Here is a 20,479-nt window from a genome sequence, read left to right as displayed (position 1 = left end):
GTGCGGATTTCGGCTCAATTATCAAGTGGGCCCCGAAGCGGAACAGGAGCGGGAGGCCGTCGAGCCGGCCTCCCGCTCCTGTCTGGAACTCCGTCAGAGCAGGCCGCCCAGCAGGCCGCCGTCGGTGGAGGCGTGCACGTCGCCGTCGACCGAGGCGCTGCCGTGGACCCCGGAGTCGCCGGTCACCCCGGCGGTGAGGCCGCCCACCGTGCCGGTCACCCCGTCGACCGTGCCGGTGACGCCGGACACGGCGCCGTTCACGTGCTGCGTGACGCCGTCCACGGTGGCCGGCACGTGGACCGGCGGCACCACGCCGGCGGCGCCGTCACCCAGGCCGAGCCCGCCCAGGGTGTGGTCGACGCCGAGCGAACCGACCACGCCGTTGACCTGGGCCTGGGTGCCGGAGAGGAGGCCCAGGTCACCGCCGAGGGCACCGTCGCCGTGCAGCAGGCCGGCGCCGGCGTCGGTGGTGGTGCCGAGCGGGTCGCCGGCCGTACCGGCGAGGTCCCCGACGATCGGGTCGACGGCGTTGTCCACCGTGCCCACCACGTCGGAGTCGAGGGTGTGCGCGACGTCGTGCGCCCCGGTCAGGTCGGTCGCGAGGCCACCCGGCCCGATACCCAGGCCGATGCCCGGCAGCACGGCCGCCCCGGCGTACAGGCCGGCGGGGTCGACCGCGATGGCGCCCAGCGCGCCGGCCGAGGCGTCCACCCCGGCGTGGGAGCTGTTGACGCTGATCTGCTGCGGCACGGCGGCGAGCTGGCCGACCACGTCGCTGGTGTCGCTCGCCAGCGGGTCGAGCCCGAGCTGCCCGGCCACCGGAGCAAGCGGCGCGAGCCCCGCCCCGGGGGCGGCGTAGTCGACCACCAGCGGCACCACGTCCTGCACGTCGGCAGCCGTGACGTCGGTGAGCCCCGCGGCCTGCAGCGCGCCCTCGGGGTCGAGGTCGAAGGCCGACCGCGCGTCGGGGTCGGTGAGCAGGTTGAGCACGAAGTCGTGCAGCGTCTGGGACGAATCCACCGACTGCTGCGAGTTGACATGCAGGCTCTGTTGCGAATCCATGGGCCGGTTCTCCTCGAACGTAGCGTCAGCACCGTCGTGCTTCGACACTGAAGCTATGGCCGGGGGGCCGCTGTGGTCATCGGGGAGCGACCCGCAACGACCGGGAACGGATTAGGGCCTTCTCCCCCTCGTGCGTTAGGGGGAGAGGGGGAGCCGGTCCGGCTAGAGTTAGGGTACCGGGACGGGAGTCATCTCTGGTACGAAAGTAGGAGCTCACGGGGCTCGCCGGGGTGGGTCGCCACGGTGTCGACACCGTCGCCAGGGCCACTCTCGGTGGAGGAAGAAACACATGCCGTACGTCCTGGGAATGGACATCGGAAGCACCAGCACGGTCGCAGCCATCGCCCGGCGGCGGGGCGAGACCTGGGCCCGCCCCGAGGTCGTCGCGCTGGACTCCGGGTCGCCCGCCGTACCGTCGGTGCTGCACCTGCTGCCCGACGGGTCGCTCACGGTTGGCGAGCCCACCACCGACGACCCCGGCCGCACCACCCGCGACTTCGTCCGCCGGGTCGGCGACGACGTGCCCCTGCTGCTCGGCGGCGAGCCGTGCCCGCCGGAGAACCTGGTCGCCGAACTGGCGGCGTGGGTGGTGGAGCGGGTCTCCGCCCGGGAGGGCGAGTTCGCCGAGGCCATCGTGCTCAGCCACCCGGCCGCGTGGGGCGCACACCGACGCGATCTGCTGCACCGGGCACTGTGGCACCTCGACCTGCGCAACGTGACGCTGCTGCCCCGCCCGGTCACCGTCGCCGAGAGCCACGCGGCGCGCGGCTTCCCGGGCACCACGGCCGCCGTCTACGCGCTGGGCGGCAGCACCTTCGAGGCGGCGCTGGTCCGCCGCACCCCGCGGGGCACGTACGAGGCGTTCGGCCTGCCGCAGGGCCTGGACCCGCTCGGCGGGACCGACTTCGACGAGGCGCTCGCCGAGCACGTCCGTACCCTGCTGGGGCGGGAGCTCACCGGCACCGCACGACCGGAGACGTACCCGCTGCGCGGGCTGCTGCGGGAGTGCGACCGGGTCAAACGCGAGCTGACCGTCGTCACGGAGACCGACGTCATGCTGACCCTGCCGACGGGGCCGGTCCGGGTGCCGCTGGCCCGGACGCAGTTCGAGGACCTGATCCGGCCAGCCGTGCGGGCGACCGTCGACCTGCTGGTGCGGACCGTGCACTCCGCCGGCCTGACACCGGCGGAGCTCGACGGCGTCCTGCTCGCCGGCGGCTCCGCCCGGATCCCGCTGGTCACCGAGTTGGTCGCCGCGGCCTTCCCCGTCCCCGTCGAGGTGGAGCCGGATCCCCAACTGACCGCCGCCACCGGGGCGGCGCTCGCCGCCGGCCAGGTGGTGTCCCCGCGCCCCCGCCGGCCGGTGTCGGCGCCCCCGGCCACGCCGGTCAGCGGCGCCGGGGCGGCACCGGCCGTCCCGGCGCGGCACCACGAGCACCACCACGCCCGCCACGGCGAGCCACCACCCCGTCCCCCGGTCCGGATCAGTCCGCTGAACCTGCCGAAGGCGTCCCGCCTGGCGTTGGCCCGGGGGCGCGGGCGCGAAGGATGACCACCATGATCATGAGTAGCGTGGCGGAGGCCCGGCTCGTGCTGGGCAAGCGGTCGACGGCCCTGCTCGGGGCGGTCGCGGCCGACCCCGGTACGCCCCTCGCCGTCGGCGTGACGGGTCCCGGCGGCCACGGCAAGACGGCCCTGCTCACCGAGCTGGCGCGGGCCCACCAGCGAGCCGGGGCAACCGTGCTGGAGGGTGTCCCGAGCCCGGCAGGCCAGGTCGACCCCGAGGCGGTGCTGCTGGTCGACGACGCGCACCTGCTCGACGACGCGCGGCTGGAGACGCTGCGCCGGCTGGTGGACGCCCGCCGGTACCGGCTGCTCGTCGGCTACCGCCCGTGGCCCCGGTCGGCGGCGCTGGCCGAGCTGACCGACGCGTTGAAGCGGGACGGGCAGCAGGTGGTGCTCACCCCGTTCACCCCCGAGCAGACCGGCGCGTACCTCGCCGGCGTGCCCGAACTGGGCCGGCGGAACGACCTGGTCGCCTTCGTCCACGCGCAGACCGGCGGCGTCCCGCGCGACGTCGAGCGGCTGGTCCGCGGGCTGCGCGGGCAGGAGGAGCCGGTCACCGTCTCGACCGAACCGCCCCGGCCGGCCGTCCTCCAGTTCGGGCCGGACCTGGATGAGCTGGCATCCGGCGTCCGGCGGCTGCTGCTGGCCGTCGCCGCGGGCGTGCCGCTGCCGGCGGACCTGCTCGGCGTGCTGCTCGACCGGACGCCCCACGCGGTGGAGGAGCTGGTCACCGCCACCCGGGCGGCCGGCCTGCTAGGCGCCGACGGCCGGCTCTCGCCGATCGTGCGACGGGCCGTCATCGCGCTCAGCCCGGCCACCGAACGCACCGCGGTCTGGCGCCGGCTCACCGAGCTGCAGCTCGGCCGCGGCGCCGCGGTGCTCCCGCTGGTCCTGTCGTTGCGCGCGGCCGGCGTGCTGGGCGACTGCCCCGCCCCCGCGCTGCAGGCGGCGGCCGAGGAGGCGCTGAGCGGCGAGCCCACCCTCGCGGCCGAACTGCTCGCCGCGGCCACGGCGGCGGGACTGCCGGCCGGCGCCCGCCAGGCGGTCGCCGCGGCGCTCGCCGGCGACCTGGACGCCGCTCTGCGGCTGGCGGACCGGCTGCTCGCCGCCGCCGACCCGGAGGACCGGGTGGAGGCGGCGACGGTGGCCGCCACGGCGCTCGCGCACCGCGGCCAGGTGAGCCGCAGCGTCGAGCTGTACCGGTGGTCGGGCAGCCCCTCCGCCGCGGCGTTCGCCGCCGTCGGCGCGCTCGCCGTCGGCCGCCCGGCCGCCGCCGCGGACATGCCCGGCGACGACCGGGCCGGGGGACCGCCCACCCTGCACGCCAGCGCCGCCCGGCTGATGGCCGAGGGCGTACGGGAGAGCCTCACCGGCCCGCCGACCACCGCCCTCTCCACGCTCGTGCAGGCTGCCGCGCTGCTGGAGCCGGACGGGCGGGCGGTGCTCCTGCCGGACAGTCCGGCCGCGCTCGCCGCGTTGACCGCGATCCACTGTGCCGAGCTGGACATCGCCGAGGGGGTGCTGGACCGGGCCGTCTCGACCGGCATCGGCGGGCCGCTGATGGCCCGCCGACACCGGCTGCTGCAGGCCTGGATCCTGATGGTCCGGGGCCACACGGCCGCCGCGGCCGAGGGGCTCGCCGCGGTGGCCGCCGACCAGCGCCCGCTGGAGTCCCGCGACCTGCTTCTGGCCAGTGCGCTCCGGCTGGGCATCGCCCGGCGCAACAGCGACCTCGGGGCGCTGCACCAGGGCTGGGGACCGGCGCTGGAGGCGGTGGTCCGGCACCCCGTCGACCTGTTCACGTTGCTGCCGCTGGGCGAACTCGCGGTCGTCGGCGCCCGGCTGGGCGACCTGGGCCGGCTGGAGCCGTACCTGCGGGAGGCCTGGCTGCTGCTGGACCGGCTCGGCGGCCCGGCACTGTGGAGCGCGCCGCTGCACTGGACCGGGCTGCACGCCGCGATCCTGGCCGAGGAACCGGCGGTCGCCGACGAACACGTCGCCGCCCTGCTCGCCGCCGCCGACCACAGCCGGTACGCCGCGGTGGTCTCCGCGGCCGCCGCGAACTGGGTCGAGGTGCTGCGCGGCGTGGTCGACCCGGTCCGGGTGGAGGCCGCCGCCCGCGGACTCCACGACGCCGGGCTCTACTGGGACGCCGCCCGCCTCGCCGGGCAGGCCGCGATCCGCACCTCCGACCGACGGGCGATGACCAGCCTGCTGGAGTGCGCGCGGGTGCTCCAGGGCCGGCCCGCCACCGCCCGGGGCGGGCAGCCGCCCACGGCGGGCGACGGGACGGCACGGGTTGCCGACGCCGTCACCGACCCCGCGCAGCACCGGCTCAGCGAACGCGAGCACGAGGTGGCCGAGCTGGTGCTGGCCGGACTGACCTACCGGGAGATCGGCGACCGGCTCTTCATCTCGGCCAAGACGGTGGAGCACCACGTGGCGCGGATGCGGACCCGGCTGAACTGCGCCAACCGGGCGGAGCTGCTGGCGCTGCTGCGCACCGTCGTCGCCGACCGCTCGAGCAGCGCGGGCCGGCAGCCGTGGCCGGAACGGGCCGCACGGTGAGCCAGCCGGCGCCGGCGGACCGGCGGATCCGGCTGAAGCTCGCCACGCTGGCGACCGTGCTGCTGACCCTCTGGGCGTACGCGGCGGTCCTGACCGGTCGGGACGCCGCCGATCTGGTCCGGGTCCGGGCCCTGGCGGACACCCTCGGCCAGCCCACCGACCTGCTGATCCTCAACCTGCAGGCGGAGCGCTGGCTCACCGCCGAGGCGCTGGCCGGGGCCGGCCGGGCCCGCACCGAACTGGCCGCGGCGCGCGACCGGACCGACCGGGCGGCCGACCCGGTGCGCGCGTTCACCGAGGGCCGCGACCTGCGGCTGCTCACCGCCGGCGCGGTCCGGGACCGGGCCGGCGAACTCGTCCGCCGGTTGACCGGGCTGGCCACCCTCCGGGCCGCGGTGGACGACCGGCGGCTCGACCGGGCCGGCGCGGTGGCCGGGTACGACCACCTAATCGACGCCGCCTTCGCCGTGTACGGCCCGGAGTGGGGCGGGCGCGAGACCACGCTGGCCGGCGAGACCGGCGCGGTGATCGCGCTGGCCCGCGCGCGGGAACTGCTCGCCCGGGAGGACACGCTGCTCACCGCCGCCCTGATCGGCGGCCGGATCAGCGCCGACGAGCGCCATCGGCTGGCCGAGCTGGTGGCCAACCAGCGCTACGCCCGGACCACCGCGGCCGCGCAGCTGCCAGCCGCCGGCCAGGACCAGCACCGGCGGCTGGTGGAGGGTCCCCGGTTCGCCCGTCTGCGCGAACTGGAGGACCGACTGCTCGGGACGGCCGGTGCCGGCGCCACGACCGGGATCAGCGCGCAGAGCTGGCGGGCCGCCGTCGACCCGGCGCTGAGCGGACTGCGCGAACTGGTGATCACCACCGCGCGCACCAGCGTCGAGCGGGCCGCACCGGGGGCCGCCCTGGTGGTCGCGCGGACCGGCACGGTGGTGGGGCTCGGGCTGGTCGCGGTGCTCGTCGTGCTGTTCGGCTGGTCCCGCACCGTGCGCCGGCTGGCCGGTGGGTCGGACCAACCGGCCTCGCTCCCCTTCACCGAGGCCCCGACGATCCGGATGCGGCCGGTCGAAGCCGGGCCCGCCGGCGCTCCACCGGCCGGCCCCGGCGACCTGCCGGGTCCCGATGCCGCCGGCCAGCGCGACCCGGCGTCCGAGGCGGCCACCCGCGAGCTGTTCCTGCGGCTCACCCAGCGCAACCAGGCCCTGCTGCACGACCAGCTCAACCTGCTCGACGCCATGGAGCGGCGCGATCGCGCGGCGGAGGAGACCGCCGACCTGTTCCGGCTCGACCACCTTGCCACCCGGATCCGGCGCAACGTCGAGAAGCTGGTCACCCTCGCCGGCGCGACACCGGCCCGCCGCTGGCGACGGCCGGTGCCGCTGCTCGACGTGGTACGCGGGGCGGTCGCCGAGGTGCCGGACTACCACCGCGTCCTGGTCGCACCGCACTGGCCGTGGTCGCTCGCCGGGAGCGCCGTCACGGACGTCGTCCACCTGCTGGCCGAGCTGATCGAGAACGGGCTGACCTGCTCGCCGGAGCACACCAGCGTACGGGTCGCCGGTGAGCCGGGGCCGCCCGGCTGCTCCGTGGTGATCGCCGACGACGGGCCCGGCCTGACCGACGCCGCGCTGGCCGAGGCGAACGACCTGCTGGCCCACCCGCCACCGGACGGCCCGCCCGCCGGCCGGGCCGGGCTGTACGTCGCCGCCCTGCTCGCCGCCCGCTGCGGCGCCCGGGTCTCGCTGCGTCCGGGCCCCCGCGGCGGGACCGCGGCCGTCGTGCTGCTTCCGGTCGGCCTGGTCACCGGGACCGGGCCCGAGGATGGCACTCTTGCCGGGACGCGGCCTCGGGTGCCGGCCGGCGTACCGCGCCCGCGGACGTCGGCCGAGGATGTCCACGGGGGCGGGCTGCCCACCCGGGTGCGCCGCCCCGAGGTCGGCCGGCCCGCACCCGGCACCACCGGCCCCGACACCGCCGGGATCCCGCTCGGGGAACGCAGCGAGAGGACGAGATGACACCTCCAGTGGCCACCGTGGACAGCCTGACCGCCGCCCTGGACGGCCTGGTCGACCGGGTGCCCGGGGCCGAGTTCGCCGTGATCCTCTCCCCCGACGGCCTGCTGCTCGCCCGGTCCCGACAGGTGACGGATGACGTGGCCGAGCAGATCTCCAGCGTGGTCAGCGGCCTGTACTCGTTGGGTCTGGCCGCCACCCGGGTGTGCGCCACCGGCGCGCTGCGGCAGGTGGTCATGCAGATGTCGCGCGCGTTCGTGTTCGTCGCCACCACCCGGGGCGGGGCAATCCTCACCGTCCGGATGGGCGGTGACGCCGACGTCGGCGACATGGCGTACGAGGTGGCGCTCTTCGCGGCGCAGGCCGAGCGGGACCTGCCGGTGTACCTTCCGGCTCGGGCGGCGACAGGCGGGGACAGCGGTGCGGACCACTGGCGGCCATGACGAGGCCTGGTACGACGACGACGCCGGACCGGTGGCCCGCCCGTACACGATGACGCGCGGGCGGACCGCGTCCGACCACGGCCAACTGGACGTCATCGCCCTGGTGGTCGCCCGACGGGCGGTGCCCGACTCCGCGCAACTGTTTCCCGAACAGGCCCGGATCGTCGAGCGGTGCCGGCGTCCACTGTCGGTGGCGGAGGTAGCTGCCGGACTGGACCTGCCGTTGGGTACCGTCCGGGTACTGCTCGGCGATCTGTTGGGGGCCGGGCTGATCGAGATGCACGAGCCGCCGACGCTGTCCGGGAGGCCGTCGCGGGAACTGCTCGAGGCGATCCTCGCCGGGCTCCGCGCGCTCTGAGCCAGCGGGACCGGAGGACGCGGACGCCGGTCCGACGGACGATCTCAAAGGGGGAGGGCGCAGTGCCGGCACCACCGTCCCAGCCACGGCGGACCGTGGCGATCATCCTGTTGGACGGGATCGTCGCCGCGGCCCGGGCCGCCCGGCGCGCCCTCGCCGGCCGGGGCGGGGGCTCGCGCCTCGCCCAGGTGGCCATCCTCGCCTCGCTGGGCGTGCTGCTGGCGACGGCGTACTCGGTCGTCACGGTGCTGCGTACGCCGGAACGGCTGACCCCGGTGGCCGTCGAGCCGCCACCGGACCTGGCGGTGGCCGACGCGCCGGCCACCGGAACGCCCGGCGAGCAGCCCGAACCGACCAGCGCCACGCCCCGGGCGTCCGCACACGCCACGACCACCGCTCCGCCCGCCGCACCGCCGGTCGGCCGGCCGTCGGGCAGCGCCCCGTCGGCGACCAGCGCCGCCCCGCCCACGCCGGTCGCACTGCGCGCCGACTTCGCCGTCGAGAACACCGCCCTGCTCAGCTACGGCGCCGCGGTGACGATCACCAACCCGGGCCCGGCCGGGGCGACGGATTGGCAACTGGTCATCGTGCTGCCCCGGGAGTCGCTCGAGGTCAGCTCGGTCACCGGGGCCCGGGCCAGCCGGGACGGCGCGACGTGGACCTTCGTGCCGGAGGGGAGCGCCGGGGCGGTGCCCGGCCGCGGCGCGGCCCGGGTGACGTTCCGGGTGAACGGCGCGGCGATCAGCGCCACGCCCAGGTCGTGCACCATCGACGGCGTCGCCTGCACCGGCCTGCCGAACTGACCGGCCGGCCCGGCACCGCCTGGCAGGTCCGCCCGGCGGCGGGCGCACGACCGGCGGTCCCGGTCGGCGGCGGGCTCGGCGACGTGGTCAGGGCCGGTTGGCGGACGGCACGGCGCAGGCCGCGGTGCCGCCGGGCAGGCGGTGGCGGTTGCGGGCCACCCAGCGGTACGCCGGCCAGGCGGCGGCCCGGACCGGAGGGAACCGCAGACCGGCCCCGGCGATCCGCCACAGCGGGCCGCTGTCGCCGAGCAGCCGGGCGATGGCGTCCGGCCCCGCGGCGCGTACGCCGTCGGCGCCGACCCACTGGACCGCCTCCTCGCACTCCGCCTCGGTCAGGCCGAGCGCGTCGAGGTCGGCGAACTGCCAGGGCAGCACCCGGGCCCGGGTCGGGATCCGGCGCTCGATGAACTCGGCGCAGCGGGTGCAGAACGCGCAGTCGCCGTCGTAGACGAAGGTCGACGTCTCCATGCCCCCCATCCTGCACCCGCCGCCCCGCGTTCGGACCCGGGTGTCCGGCGAGTCACTTGCACTCTCCTCGTACACGTGTTCGAATAATGCCCGTGCGCTGGGACAACCTTTCCGCTCCCCCGGATGAGGGGGTCCCTGGTCGGGCAGCGCCAGCGACTCCACCCCTGCCGCTGGCGCTGCCCGGCGCGACGGTCCGCACCTTCGACACCCCCGGCTTCGCCGGGATGACCTTCTACGAGGTGCAGGCGAAGTCGATCATCAACCGGGTGCCCGGCACGTCCCGCGTGCCGTTCGAGTGGACGATCAACCCATACCGTGGCTGCAGCCATGCGTGTGTTTACTGCATCTCCGGCGACACCCCGATTCTGATGGCGGACGGGCGGACGAAGCCGATCAGCGAGCTGGAGCCGGGCGACCGGATCTACGGCACCGAGCGGCGGGGCGCCTACCGGCGGTACGTCGTTACGACGGTTCTCGACAAGTGGTCGACGGTGAAGCGGGCCTACCGGGTGACCTTGGAGGACGGCACCACACTGGTCGCCAGCGGCGATCACCGTTTCCTGTCCGACCGGGGCTGGAAGTACGTGACCGGCGCGATGAACGGTGCTGGACGACGCCCCTACCTGACCACCAACAACCGCCTGATCGGCACCGGCCGCTTCGCGACCCCGCCGAAGCACTCGGCCGACTACCGCCGGGGCTACCTGTGCGGAATGGTGCGGGGTGACGCCCACCTCGGTGCCCGCTCGTACGCCCATGGGACGGTGCACCAATTCCGGTTGACCCTCGTCGACGGCGAGGCGCTGGACCGCACGCAGCGATTCCTGACGGACGCGGGCGTCGAGACCGAGCGCTTCTCCTTCGCCCCCGCCAGCGCAACCCGGCGGGCGGTAACCGCCATCCGGACGTCGGAGCAGCGCGACATCGAGGCCATCACGGAGCTGATCCGGTGGCCGGACGCTCCCGGTGACGACTGGCGGCTGGGCTTCCTCGCCGGCATCTTCGACGCGGAGGGCAGTTGCAGCCGGGGCATCTTCCGGATCAGCAACGGCGACGACCGGATCCTCGAGGAGACCGGCGCCGCCATGAACCACTTCGGGCTCACCTGGGTGCTCGAGGATCCTGGCCTGCCGAACCGAGTGCGGCAGATCCGGTTGACGGGCGGCTTGCCCGAGAGGCTGCGCTTCTTCCACCTGACCGACCCGGCCATCACCCGCAAGCGTTCCATCGAGGGGGCGGCGCTCAAGTGCCAGGCAGCGCTGCGGGTGGTGAGCATCGAGGACCTCGGGCTGGACCTGCCGCTGTGGGACATCACCACGGGCACCGGCGACTTCATCGCCAACGGCGTGGTCAGCCACAACTGCTTCGCCCGCAACACCCACACCTACCTCGACCTCGATGCCGGAGCGGACTTCGACCGGAAGGTGATCGTCAAGGTCAACGCCGGCGAGCTGGTCCGCCGCGAGCTGGCCGCCCCACGCTGGCGCTGCGCGCACGTCGCCATGGGCACCAATGTGGACTGCTACCAGCGGGCCGAGGGGCGCTACCGGCTGATGCCGCCGATCATCGAGGCGCTACGCGACTTCGCGAACCCGTTCTCGATCCTGACCAAGGGCACGCTGATCCTGCGGGACCTGCCGCTGCTCCGCCAGGCCGCCGAGGTCACCCGGGTCGGGCTCTCCTACTCGGTGGGCTTCGTCGACGAGGCGCTGTGGCGCGCGGTCGAGCCGGGCACTCCCAGCCCCCGCCGCCGCCTGGACGCCGTCCGGCAGCTCACCGACGCCGGGTTCGAGGTGGGGGTGCTGATGGCGCCGATCCTGCCGGGGCTCAGCGACGACGATCAGTCGATCGAGGCGACCGTTTCGGCGATCGCCGCGGCCGGGGCGGCCAGCGTGACGCCGCTCGCGCTGCACCTGCGCCCCGGCGCCCGCGAGTGGTATGCGCACTGGCTGGCCCGGGAGTTTCCCCAGCTGGTCCCCCGCTACCGCCAGCTCTACCGGGCGGGCGCGTACGCGCCGCAGGCGTACCAGCGAGAGCTGACCGCGCGGGTGCGGATCGCGGCCCGCCGGCACGGGCTGCACCGGGGCGAGCGTGGCGACAACCGCAGGCTGCCCGAGCCGCCGCCGGCCGCGGCGGAACAGTTGACGCTGCTCTGAGCGGCGGCCGGAGAACGACCGGGCTAGGCTCGCAGCGTGCGCACAGCCCAGCAACTCCTCGCCGACTCCGCCGTGATCGCCGTCGTGGGCGCATCCCGTGACCCGCGCAAGGCCGCGCACCGCGTACCGGCCGAGATGCAGCGGTACGGCTGGCGGATCATCCCGGTGAACCCGACGGTGGAGGAGCTCTTCGGCGAGCGTGCGTACCCGTCGCTGGCCGACATCCCGCACCCGGTCGACCTGGTCGACGTGTTCCGTCCCGCCGAGGACGCGGTCGAGGTGGTCCGGCAGGCGGTGGCGATCGGCGCGCCGGCGGTCTGGTTGCAGCTCGGGATCGTCTCGGCGGAGGCGCGGCGGATCGCCGAGGAGGCCGGCATCGACTACGTCGAGGACCGCTGCCTCATCGTGGAGCGGGCCGCGGCGGGGCTGACCCGGCTCGGCTGACCTGCCCGGTCAGGGCTTCGGCGGGCGCCGGGGCGGCACCGCGCGACCGCGCTGGGCCGGCGGTGCAGTGCCGAGCAGGAGGTCCAACTGGGCGTCCAGCGCGCCGAGCGCCGTCTCCGGTGGGTAGTGGCCGCCGAGCAGGTAGACGCCCAGCCCTTCCATGACGGCGAGCAGCGCCACCGCGGCCCGGTCGGGGTCGACGCGGGCCTGCGCCGCACCGGCCGCCTGGGCGGCCCGGATCTGCCCGGCGATGAAGGCCAGCAGCTCGGCGGTCTCCCGGTGCAGCCCGGCGGCGACGGCGGGGCGTACCGCCGTGTAGGCGAGGAACGCCAGCGCCACCCGCCCGTCCGCCTGGCGTGCCTCGTCGAGCGGCAGCAACTCGGCCAGCATGGTCCGCAGCAGCGTACGCGGGGGCGGGTCGGCCCCCAGCGCCGCGAGGGCACTGGTTACCCGAGCCTCGCTGCGCTCGCGTACCACGGACAGCGCGAAGGTCATCATCTCGTCCTTGGTGCGGAAGTAGTGCTGCACCATCCCGGAGGAGACCCCGGCCTCCGCCGCCACGTGACGCAGGCTGACCGCCTCCAGCCCGCGTTCGGCGGCCACCCGCATCAGCGCGTCGGCGATCAGTTTGCGCCGCTCTCCGTGATCGACCCGCTTCGGCATGCCCCCATGCTTTCACAATACGACTGCATTGACACTTCCCTGGCCCAGCGTTTACGTTGCAACTGCAATGCAAACGGGAAGGTGAGGTGACCCGTGCCGAAGCAGGCCGTCGCGATGCTGCGTCGCGTGATCGCGTACGAGGTGGGGATGTGGGTCAGCCTGGGCCGGTGGCTGCTCCGCCGGCCCCCGGCGCTGGAGCCCGGGGCGGCGGCGTTCAGCTACGTCGGCGTGGTGAAGCCGATCCTCATCGCCTTCATCGCGCTCTCCGCGATCGAGATCCCGATCTTCGACCTGATCCTCCGGCACACCCTGCCGTGGCCGTCGGTGCGGCACACCGTGCTCGCGCTCGGCATCTGGGGTCTGCTCTGGATGATCGGTCTCTTCGCCGCGCTGCGGATCCACCCGCACGCCGCCGACGTCGAGGGACTGCGTGTCCGCAACGGCTTCTCGGTGGACTTCCGGCTGCCGTGGACGGCCGTCGCCCGGGTCGACGCCCGCTACCGCTCGCTGCCCTCTGGCCGGAGCGTGCAGCTCGAACCGGACGAGGCGGGCGTGGTGCTGAACGTCGCCACCGGCAAGCAGACCAGCGTCGACATCGTGCTGCGCGAGCCGCTGTCGGTCCGGTTACCCAACGGGCCGAGCGGGCCGGTGCACGAGATCCGTCTCTACGCCGACGACCCGCCGCCCTGGTCGCCCGGGCCCGCGAGCACCTGGCGGCACGGCTGCCCGGCTCGGACGGCTGATCGCGAGCCGGGCAGCCTGGTGGGCTGAGGTCGGCGCCGGCCCGGGTCAGGGCCGGACGGTGACGATCCGGTCCGACCACAGCCGTCGGGCCGCGACCACTCGGCCGTCCGGGTTGGCCGCGAGGAGGAAGACGTCCCTGGGGGACAGCGGAGAAACCCCGCCGGCCCACGGCTCCACTGCGGTCAGCGGGATCTCGCGGGGTGCCACGCACCGAAAGTCCGCGCAGACCCAGAGCGCGGCACGGCGCGGCCCGGACACCTGGGATCCCACCTGAAGCCGGGCGCCGGGCGGGCCGGGCAGGACCGCCACGGCGTAGCTGCCCCCGCCGGGGCGAGCGGCGGTGGCGGTGACCGCGCTGGTGCACTGCTGGCAGGGATGGACCAGCCGGTCGAAGTGCAGGGCAGCCAACTCCTCCTCGCTCGGCGTGGCCGGCTCCCCCTGAGGGCCAAGGCGGGCGCTGGTGCAGGCCGGCGAGTCGCAGCTGGCGATCCACACCATCGAGCCGCCCGTGGGGCGGTACGCCACGACCGGCCGGCCACTCCGGTCCACGCCCACCAGCAGCTCCCGGTAGTAAGGGGAGGAGGGGCGAGCAAGATCCTCCTGCACCGTTCCGAGCCGGGTGACGGTCGGGTCTGTGCACCGAACGTCACGACAGCGGACAAGCCGCAACTCGCTGTCCTCCCGCACCGTGCCGTGCTGTTTCTACGCGCCGGACCCGGGTACGGCGACCGCGATGAGGATCTGGCCGTCGGGGGCCAGGGCGATCGCACCCCTCGGCGGCCACGGGATGGCGTCGAGCGGACTCGGGGCCCGCTGGCAGACGCGCTGCGGGTCGCAGTATGCCAGCCGGTCGTCGGTCAGCAGGTAGACGGAACCGTCCGCCGCGACCGCAGCTCTTTCCGTTCCGGAGAGCATGACCGGCAGCTTTGTCCGCCTCGTCGTACGGCACTGGTCGTCGAGGCAGTCCTCCACGGCGGCCTGGGTGACCAGAACGGGGTGGCGCCCGGCTGGCCAGGCCAGCGCGACCAACGTGCCGTACTCCGGCCGGGTTTGCACGGAGACCTCGGGGAGTTGCCCCGCCGCTGCCAGGCCGCCGGCGAACAGCGTCGGCAGCAACAGGGGCAGTGGCGCGAGCGCCCGGACCGCCCGGTGCCAGCCAGGCCCGACACGGCGCGATACCGCGTGGGCCAGCGCCAATCGGGGCTGCGGAAGGTTGCGGTACACCCCGACGAAGGTCGCCGCCTGAAGGACGGCCAGCAGCACCAGAAGAGCATCCCGACCCAGCCAGAACGCGAGGCCCGGCAAGCGTCCCGCCACCAGCGCCTCACCCTGGACCACCGCCCAGGCGGTGAGCACCGCCGGGGCGAGCACGCCGACCAGCAGCAGGATCGCGATGTGCACCAGGTGGCTACCCACGCCGGAGAACGCCCTTCGGCGGGCGGCCGCCCAGCGCAGGTCCTCGAACACGGCCAGGGGTAGCACGAGGGCCTGTCGGATCAGGAGCAGGACGACCGGCACGGCGAGCAGAACGCCGACGAACCAGACCAGCTCGACGTCCGCCGGCAGTACCTGCCCGAGCAGGAAGAGGGCGGCGAGCACCGTAGCGACGCCGGCGGCGAGCGCGGCACCGACGGTGGGGAGCAGCCGCAGGGCCCGCCGCAGCGGACGGTCGGCGCCGGCCAGAGCGGCTACTCCGGCGGTCACGGCCCAGGTCCACGCCACGGCGACAACCGCGACTTCCAGCCAGCCGGGCGGCGAGAGGACGAGCACTCCGTTGACCAGTCTCGGCGCGTCGGTGTCGGGCATCGGGAGCGACCGCCAGAGGAACTGGAGCAGCGCCAACGGCACGAGCACCAGCAGGATGGGCGGCAGCGGGGACCGGCGGGGCGGGATGGGCACGGGCGTACGGTACGGCGTCGGTGCCACCCCGTCGGCAGCCGTGCTCGCCGCTTGACGGCGCTCCACAGGGGTGGCGGCGGGACCGTACCCTGCGCAGATGCCCCTCCCCCTGCCCGGCCGGCGGCCCTCGCCCGGCGACGGCCTCTGGGCGCGCCGGTTGCTCGCCGCCGCGGCCGCCGCGGGCGTGGCGATGCCGGTGGCCGCCGGGCTGTTCCGGCTGCCGCCGGTCGACACCCTCGCGGCGAGTTGTGCCATCTGGCTGCCGGCCGGGGCGCGGTGGCTGACGAAACGCTGGCGGCCCCGACGCGACGGCCGCCTGGTGTGGATGCCGCAGGTGGCGGGCCGAAAGTCGGTCGAACCCGGCCTGGTGGCACGGCGGTCCCTCGCCGGCTGGGCCGACCTGACGGCCGAAACGGTGGCGATGGCCGCGATCGGGTCGGGACTGATCGGCACCCTTCCCGACGAGTCGGGGTGGGCCGGGCTGCTGCGGCCGCTGCTCGCGGTCGGCGTCGCCGCCGGCATCGGGCGGGTGGTCTACGAGGAGGTCCGGTTCACCGGGCGGCTGGCGCTCACCGCGACCGGGATCCGGCACGGCCGCCGGACGTTCGGCTGGACGAACATCGACCTGGTCGTCCCGCACAAGCGGGACGGCCGGGTGGACGGGGTGCGGCTGCGTCCGGCGAGGTGGGTTTCGCTGGAGCCGGCGCCGGTGGCGGGTGGCCGGGACACGGCGGTGCCCGAGGAACGGCTGGTCGCCGCGATCGAGCACTTCCGGTCGCGGCCGGAGATGCTGGCGGTGGGCCTGCCGGTCACCGCGCCGGAACCGGCCGGCGGGTGACCGGCGCACCGATCAGAGCTTGTACTCCTTGAGCAGGCCGCGGGAGATGATCGTCTTCTGGATCTCGGAGGTGCCCTCGCCGATGAGCAGGAACGGGGCCTCCCGCATCAGCCGCTCGATCTCGTACTCCTTGGAGTAGCCGTAGCCGCCGTGGATACGGAACGCCTCCTGGACGACCTCGGCGCAGTATTCCGAGGCGAGCAGCTTGGCCATGCCGGCCTCGACGTCGTTGCGCTGGCCGGCGTCCTTGAGTCGGGCGGCGTTGACCATGAGGGCGTGCGCGGCCTCGATCTTCGTACCCATCTCGGCGAGCTTGAAGGCGATGGCCTGGTGCTTGGCGAGGGGCTGGCCGAAGGTGCGGCGCTGCTGGGCGTACGCGACGGCCAACTCGAAGGCCCGGATGGAGATGCCGCAGGCGCGGGCGGCCACGTTGACCCGGCCGACCTCGATGCCGTCCATCATCTGGTAGAAGCCCCGGCCGACCTTCTCCTCGCCGCCGAGGACGGCGGAGGCGGGGACCGTGACGCCGTCGAGCACCATCTCGGTGGTCTCGACGCCCTTGTAGCCCATCTTGTCGATCTTGCCGGGGATGGTCAGGCCGGGCGCCGTCTCGCCGAAGCCGGGTTCCTTCTCCAGGAGGAAGGTGCTCATGTTGCCGTAGACCGAGTCGGCCCCGGTGTCGGTCTTGACCAGGGTGGCCACCACCGACGAGTACGCCCCGTTGGTCAGCCACATCTTCTGGCCGTTGAGGACGAAGTTGTCGCCGTCGCGGACCGCCTTGGACTTGATCGCCGACACGTCGGAGCCGCACTCCGGCTCCGACATCGAGAAGGCGCCGCGCACCTCGCCGGTGGCCATCCGCGGCAGCAGCCGGGCCTGCTGCTCCGCCGAGCCGTGCTGGGAGATCAGGTACGCGACGATGAAGTGGGTGTTGACGATGCCGGAGATCGACATCCACCCCCGGGACAGCTCCTCGACCACCAGGGCGTAGGTGAGCAGGGACTCGCCCAGGCCGCCGTACTCCTCGGCGATGGTGAGGCCGAACAGCCCCATCTCGCGCATCCCGTCGAGGATGTCGGTGGGGTACTCGTCGGCGTGCTCCAGCCGCTGGGCGTGCGGGATGATCTCCTTGTCGGCGAACTCCCGGACGGTCTCGAGGATCGACCGCTGCACATCGGTCAGGCCGGGCGTCTGGGCGAGTCGGGCCATCTCAGCCTCCGGGGGATCGGCGCATTACTCGTGGGTAACTGAACGCTCGGTCAGTATCGGTCCCGCGACCGGCGGGAGCCAAGGTGACCAGTCCACACAACCGCTGTGAAAAGGTTCACCGCTGCGGGTAGCGTCCGCAAGAGAGAGGGCAGTTCACCTGCGACGGAGGGGGCGAGCGGGCGTGAGCCAACCACCCGGCGAGCCGGACCAGCCGCCGTCGCCGTATGAGCCGCCGTCCTACGGGCAGCCGTACGGGCACCCGCAGCAGCCACCGTGGGGCCAACAGCCGCCGTACGCTCCGCAGCCCCCGTACGGGCAGTACGGGCCGCCCGGGCAGGGACCAACGCGACCGCGCGGCGGCGGGCCCAACGTGCTCGCCATCCTGTCGCTGGTCTTCGCCTTCGTCTTCGCGCCGGCCGGCATCGTCCTCGGTCACCTGGCCAAGCGGCAGATCCGGCAGACCGGCGAGGAGGGCGACCAGCTCGCCACCTGGGGGCTGATCCTCAGTTACGTCTTCACCGCGCTCGGGGTGCTCGCCTGCTGCGGCTGGATCGGCCTGGCCATCTGGGCGAACTCCGACAACCACAGCTATCGCTGACGGTCAGCGGAACTGCGCCTCCCGGACGCTGTTGCCGCCGTCGACCACCAGCATCTGCCCGGTGATGTACGAGGCGGCCGGCGAGCAGAGGAAGGCGATGGCGGCGGCCACCTCGTCCGGCGTGCCGGGGCGACCGACCGGGGTGCCCAGCCCCTGCTTGATCTCGGCCATGGTGGACGCCGCGGTGTGGATGATGCCGGGCGCGACCGCGTTCACCGTCACCCCGTCGGCGATCATCTCCATGGCCAGCGCCCTGGTCAGCCCCACCACGCCCGCCTTCGCCGCCGCGTACCCGGCCTCGGTGGGCAGCGCGTTGACCGGGCCGGCGGTGGCGGCGAGGTTGACGATCCGCCCCCAGCCCCGCTCGGCCATCCCGCCGATGAACGCGCGGCTGCACAGGAACGCGGTGGTCAGGTTGCGGTCGATCTCGCCGCGCCACTCGTCGTAGCTGAGCTGGGCCACCGGCCGCAGCACCTCCGGGCTGGCCCGGCTGGCCAGGCCCGCGTTGTTGACCAGCACCTCGACGTCGCCGAGCTGCTCGGCCACCGCGTCGGCGAGCGCACCCACCTCGGCCTCGTCGGTGAGGTCGGCGACGAACCCGGTCACGCCCAACTCGCCGGCGCGCTCGTGGATCCGCCGGGTGGTGGAGACGATCGCCACCCGGGCGCCCAGGTCGGCGAGGCGGTGTGCGGTCGCGTACCCGATGCCGTCCGGGCTGCCGGCGCCGGTGACCAGGGCGACCCGGCCGTCCAGGCGCATGGTGGCCGGCTCGGCGAGCGGTGCCGGCTGATCCTGGTCGGCGGGCCCGGCCGGGGCGCTGCCGCGCTGCCGCCGTACCAGCCCTGGACGGCTCACGTCCCGTCGCGACCGACCGCCGCGCGCGTCAAGTGCCATGCCGAGATCCTGCCCGTTGTGGACGTTGCGGGCAACGCGGCACCCGGAAAGGGGGTCCTCGGTGCGGCGGGCCACTGACTACCCTGACCACACCACGTCTACGGAGATGATCCAGATGAGCTATCCCCCACCGTCCGGTGGTTGGCACGACCCGTCCCGGCCGGGTCCGCAGTCGAGCCCGCCGGCCGACCCGACGATGCCGATGGCCGGTAGCCCGATCCCGAGCCAGCCGAGCCCGGCCGACCCCTACGCGGCGCCCGGTTACCCGCCCGCCGGGGGCAACCCGTACGCCGCACCCGGCTACCCGCCCGCCGGGGGCGACCCATACGCCGCGCCCGGCTACCCGCCCCCCGGGGGCGACCCGTACGCGGCGGCCGGCTACCCGCCGCCGGCCTACCCCCCGTACGGCCCACCGTCGAGCAAGACCAACACCCTGGCCATCGTGGCGCTGGTGCTGTCGCTGGTCGGCTTCGCCTCCTGCATCACCGCCCCGATCGGCGCGATCATGGGGCACGTGGCCCGCAAGCAGATCCGGGAGACCGGTGAGCAGGGCGAGGGCATGGCGAAGGCCGCGATCATCGTCGGGTGGATCCTCACCGCCCTGATGCTGGTGCTGATCGTGGTGTACGTCGGGGCGATCATCTTCGCGATCTCCAACGCCGACACGGGCGGCAGCACGCCCACCTTCTGACCGACGCGGTGCCGCCCCGCTCCCCGGGGCGGCACACCGGCGGTCAGGCCGCGGGCGGGGTGAAGGACGAGGTACGGGCCATGCCGGCCGCGCGCCCCTTGGCGGCGATCACCAGGGCCATCTTCCGGGACGCCTCGTCGATCATCTCGTCGCCGAGCATCACCGCGCCGAGCTTGCCGCCCGCCTCCGAGGTGTACCAGTCGTACGCGTCGAGGATCAGCTCGGCGTGGTCGTAGTCGGCCTGCGCCGGCGAGTAGACCTCGTTGGCCGCGTCGATCTGGCCCGGGTGCAGCACCCACTTGCCGTCGAAGCCCAGCGCGGCCGAGCGCTTGGCCACCTCGCGGAACCCGTCCACGTCCCGGATCTGCAGGAACGGGCCGTCGATGGCCTGCTTGTCGTGCATCCGGGCGGCCATCAGGATGCGCATGAGGATGTAGTGGTAGGGGTCGCCCGGGTAGTCCGGGATGAGCGCGCCGACCGCCAGCGACTTCATGTTGATCGAGGCCATGAAGTCGGCCGGGCCGAAGATGATCGTCTCGACCCGGGGCGAGGCGGCCGCGATGGCGTCCACGTTGACCAGCCCGGCGGCGTTCTCGATCTGCGCCTCGATGCCGATCCGGCCGACCTCCAGGCCGAGGGTCTTCTCGATCTGGGTGAGGGTCAGGTCCAGCCACTGCACCTGGGCCGCGTCCTGCACCTTCGGCAGCATGATGCACTCCAGGTTGGCGCCGGCTCCCTCGACGACCTCGATGACGTCCCGGTAGGTCCACGGCGTGGTCAGGTCGTTCACCCGGACCACCCGGGTCTTGCCCGCCCAGTCGCCCTCGTTCAGCGCGGCGACGATGTTCTTCCGGGCGTCCGGCTTGGCCAGCGGGGCGACCGCGTCCTCCAGGTCGAGGAAGACCTGGTCCGCCGGCAGGCCCTGAGCCTTGCCGAGCATCTTGACGCTGGAACCCGGCACGGCGAGGCAGGACCGGCGGGGGCGACCGACAGCGGCCATGGATGTGCTCCTTCCAGCGTGCGGCGGACGCGCCGACGCGACCAGACGGAAAACGGCGAA

General features: G+C 74.4%; 20 protein-coding genes. 12 read left to right on the top strand and 8 right to left on the bottom strand.

The genetic code is table 11. The features are described 5' to 3' along the window. Window positions 1-93: 93 nt before the first annotated feature. Window positions 94-1,062 (bottom strand): IniB N-terminal domain-containing protein, encoded by a 969-nt coding sequence (locus tag ACY34I_RS21435; RefSeq protein WP_462756791.1) that lies wholly within the window; start codon window positions 1,060-1,062, stop codon window positions 94-96. Window positions 1,063-1,351: 289 nt separating this feature from the next. Here ACY34I_RS21435 and ACY34I_RS21430 point away from each other — a divergent pair, with 289 nt between their 5' ends. The 6 genes from ACY34I_RS21430 (at window position 1,352) to ACY34I_RS21405 (ending at window position 8,815) form a co-directional block, all read left to right on the top strand. Then, window positions 1,352-2,614, top strand: a complete 1,263-nt coding sequence (locus tag ACY34I_RS21430; RefSeq protein WP_462756789.1) for an Hsp70 family protein — start codon at window positions 1,352-1,354, stop codon at window positions 2,612-2,614. Between the two features lie 5 nt (window positions 2,615-2,619). Then, on the top strand, window positions 2,620-5,196 hold the full coding sequence (locus ACY34I_RS21425; protein ID WP_462756787.1) for a helix-turn-helix transcriptional regulator: 2,577 nt from the start codon (window positions 2,620-2,622) through the stop codon (window positions 5,194-5,196). Beyond that, window positions 5,193-7,214: a sensor histidine kinase gene (locus ACY34I_RS21420; RefSeq protein WP_462756785.1), complete on the top strand. Its 2,022-nt coding sequence runs from the start codon at window positions 5,193-5,195 to the stop codon at window positions 7,212-7,214. Before ACY34I_RS21425 ends, ACY34I_RS21420 begins: the two co-directional genes overlap by 4 nt. After that, complete coding sequence (locus tag ACY34I_RS21415) at window positions 7,211-7,654, top strand: roadblock/LC7 domain-containing protein (protein ID WP_462756783.1); 444 nt, start codon at window positions 7,211-7,213, stop codon at window positions 7,652-7,654. Before ACY34I_RS21420 ends, ACY34I_RS21415 begins: the two co-directional genes overlap by 4 nt. Beyond that, window positions 7,632-8,012 (top strand): DUF742 domain-containing protein, encoded by a 381-nt coding sequence (locus ACY34I_RS21410; RefSeq protein WP_462756781.1) that lies wholly within the window; start codon window positions 7,632-7,634, stop codon window positions 8,010-8,012. Before ACY34I_RS21415 ends, ACY34I_RS21410 begins: the two co-directional genes overlap by 23 nt. Window positions 8,013-8,074: 62 nt before the next feature. Next, window positions 8,075-8,815 (top strand): cellulose binding domain-containing protein, encoded by a 741-nt coding sequence (locus tag ACY34I_RS21405; RefSeq protein WP_462756779.1) that lies wholly within the window; start codon window positions 8,075-8,077, stop codon window positions 8,813-8,815. 87 nt (window positions 8,816-8,902) lie between these two features. Here ACY34I_RS21405 and ACY34I_RS21400 read toward each other — a convergent pair whose 3' ends face one another. Then, on the bottom strand, window positions 8,903-9,283 hold the full coding sequence (locus ACY34I_RS21400) for a thiol-disulfide oxidoreductase DCC family protein (RefSeq protein ID WP_462756777.1): 381 nt from the start codon (window positions 9,281-9,283) through the stop codon (window positions 8,903-8,905). 86 nt (window positions 9,284-9,369) lie between these two features. Between ACY34I_RS21400 and ACY34I_RS21395 the strand changes: the two genes are divergently transcribed. Together ACY34I_RS21395 and ACY34I_RS21390 are read left to right on the top strand one after the other, a co-directional pair. Then, window positions 9,370-11,439 (top strand): intein-containing Rv2578c family radical SAM protein, encoded by a 2,070-nt coding sequence (locus ACY34I_RS21395; protein WP_462756775.1) that lies wholly within the window; start codon window positions 9,370-9,372, stop codon window positions 11,437-11,439. A 36-nt stretch (window positions 11,440-11,475) separates the two neighbouring features. Then, a complete protein-coding gene (locus tag ACY34I_RS21390; protein ID WP_462756773.1) occupies window positions 11,476-11,883 on the top strand; it encodes a CoA-binding protein in 408 nt (135 codons plus the stop codon). Window positions 11,884-11,892: 9 nt separating this feature from the next. On the opposite strand, the gene ACY34I_RS21385 is transcribed toward ACY34I_RS21390, so the two are convergent. After that, a complete protein-coding gene (locus tag ACY34I_RS21385) occupies window positions 11,893-12,546 on the bottom strand; it encodes a TetR/AcrR family transcriptional regulator (protein ID WP_462756771.1) in 654 nt (217 codons plus the stop codon). 93 nt (window positions 12,547-12,639) lie between these two features. Here ACY34I_RS21385 and ACY34I_RS21380 point away from each other — a divergent pair, with 93 nt between their 5' ends. Continuing rightward, entirely contained in the window at window positions 12,640-13,317 is a 678-nt protein-coding gene (locus ACY34I_RS21380; protein WP_462756769.1) for a PH domain-containing protein, read from the top strand. An 18-nt stretch (window positions 13,318-13,335) separates the two neighbouring features. On the opposite strand, the gene ACY34I_RS21375 is transcribed toward ACY34I_RS21380, so the two are convergent. Both ACY34I_RS21375 and ACY34I_RS21370 read right to left on the bottom strand, forming a co-directional pair. After that, entirely contained in the window at window positions 13,336-13,896 is a 561-nt protein-coding gene (locus ACY34I_RS21375; protein WP_462756768.1) for a hypothetical protein, read from the bottom strand. A gap of 96 nt (window positions 13,897-13,992) precedes the next feature. After that, window positions 13,993-15,189, bottom strand: coding sequence for a hypothetical protein (locus tag ACY34I_RS21370; protein WP_462756767.1), 1,197 nt, complete (start codon window positions 15,187-15,189; stop codon window positions 13,993-13,995). 97 nt (window positions 15,190-15,286) lie between these two features. Here ACY34I_RS21370 and ACY34I_RS21365 point away from each other — a divergent pair, with 97 nt between their 5' ends. Beyond that, the gene (locus tag ACY34I_RS21365) at window positions 15,287-16,027 is read left to right on the top strand and encodes a hypothetical protein (RefSeq protein ID WP_462756765.1); all 741 of its coding nucleotides are present in this window, start codon (window positions 15,287-15,289) and stop codon (window positions 16,025-16,027) included. 12 nt (window positions 16,028-16,039) lie between these two features. On the opposite strand, the gene ACY34I_RS21360 is transcribed toward ACY34I_RS21365, so the two are convergent. Beyond that, a complete protein-coding gene (locus ACY34I_RS21360) occupies window positions 16,040-17,236 on the bottom strand; it encodes an acyl-CoA dehydrogenase family protein (RefSeq protein WP_148796797.1) in 1,197 nt (398 codons plus the stop codon). A 181-nt stretch (window positions 17,237-17,417) separates the two neighbouring features. Between ACY34I_RS21360 and ACY34I_RS21355 the strand changes: the two genes are divergently transcribed. Next, a complete protein-coding gene (locus ACY34I_RS21355) occupies window positions 17,418-17,834 on the top strand; it encodes a DUF4190 domain-containing protein (RefSeq protein ID WP_462756763.1) in 417 nt (138 codons plus the stop codon). 3 nt (window positions 17,835-17,837) lie between these two features. Here ACY34I_RS21355 and ACY34I_RS21350 read toward each other — a convergent pair whose 3' ends face one another. After that, window positions 17,838-18,728, bottom strand: coding sequence for an SDR family NAD(P)-dependent oxidoreductase (locus ACY34I_RS21350; RefSeq protein ID WP_462756761.1), 891 nt, complete (start codon window positions 18,726-18,728; stop codon window positions 17,838-17,840). A gap of 115 nt (window positions 18,729-18,843) precedes the next feature. Between ACY34I_RS21350 and ACY34I_RS21345 the strand changes: the two genes are divergently transcribed. Then, entirely contained in the window at window positions 18,844-19,419 is a 576-nt protein-coding gene (locus tag ACY34I_RS21345) for a DUF4190 domain-containing protein (RefSeq protein WP_462756759.1), read from the top strand. A gap of 43 nt (window positions 19,420-19,462) precedes the next feature. On the opposite strand, the gene ACY34I_RS21340 is transcribed toward ACY34I_RS21345, so the two are convergent. Next, the gene (locus ACY34I_RS21340) at window positions 19,463-20,419 is read right to left on the bottom strand and encodes an HpcH/HpaI aldolase/citrate lyase family protein (protein WP_462756757.1); all 957 of its coding nucleotides are present in this window, start codon (window positions 20,417-20,419) and stop codon (window positions 19,463-19,465) included. Between the last annotated feature and the right edge of the window lie 60 nt (window positions 20,420-20,479).

This window comes from Micromonospora sp. RTBAU3-60 (assembly GCF_054963695.1).
Note: the sequence above shows the minus strand (reverse complement) of the source record. Positions and strands in the feature narration are given on the sequence as shown.

Coding starts and splice junctions, on each gene's coding strand:
- ACY34I_RS21435 (WP_462756791.1), bottom strand. CDS start 1,062: ATGGATTCGCAACAGAGCCTGCATGTCAACTCGCAGCAGTCGGTGGAT.
- ACY34I_RS21430 (WP_462756789.1), top strand. CDS start 1,352: ATGCCGTACGTCCTGGGAATGGACATCGGAAGCACCAGCACGGTCGCA.
- ACY34I_RS21425 (WP_462756787.1), top strand. CDS start 2,620: ATGATCATGAGTAGCGTGGCGGAGGCCCGGCTCGTGCTGGGCAAGCGG.
- ACY34I_RS21415 (WP_462756783.1), top strand. CDS start 7,211: ATGACACCTCCAGTGGCCACCGTGGACAGCCTGACCGCCGCCCTGGAC.
- ACY34I_RS21400 (WP_462756777.1), bottom strand. CDS start 9,283: ATGGAGACGTCGACCTTCGTCTACGACGGCGACTGCGCGTTCTGCACC.
- ACY34I_RS21395 (WP_462756775.1), top strand. CDS start 9,370: ATGCCCGTGCGCTGGGACAACCTTTCCGCTCCCCCGGATGAGGGGGTC.
- ACY34I_RS21385 (WP_462756771.1), bottom strand. CDS start 12,546: ATGCCGAAGCGGGTCGATCACGGAGAGCGGCGCAAACTGATCGCCGAC.
- ACY34I_RS21365 (WP_462756765.1), top strand. CDS start 15,287: ATGCCCCTCCCCCTGCCCGGCCGGCGGCCCTCGCCCGGCGACGGCCTC.
- ACY34I_RS21360 (WP_148796797.1), bottom strand. CDS start 17,236: ATGGCCCGACTCGCCCAGACGCCCGGCCTGACCGATGTGCAGCGGTCG.
- ACY34I_RS21350 (WP_462756761.1), bottom strand. CDS start 18,728: ATGGCACTTGACGCGCGCGGCGGTCGGTCGCGACGGGACGTGAGCCGT.
- ACY34I_RS21345 (WP_462756759.1), top strand. CDS start 18,844: ATGAGCTATCCCCCACCGTCCGGTGGTTGGCACGACCCGTCCCGGCCG.
- ACY34I_RS21340 (WP_462756757.1), bottom strand. CDS start 20,419: ATGGCCGCTGTCGGTCGCCCCCGCCGGTCCTGCCTCGCCGTGCCGGGT.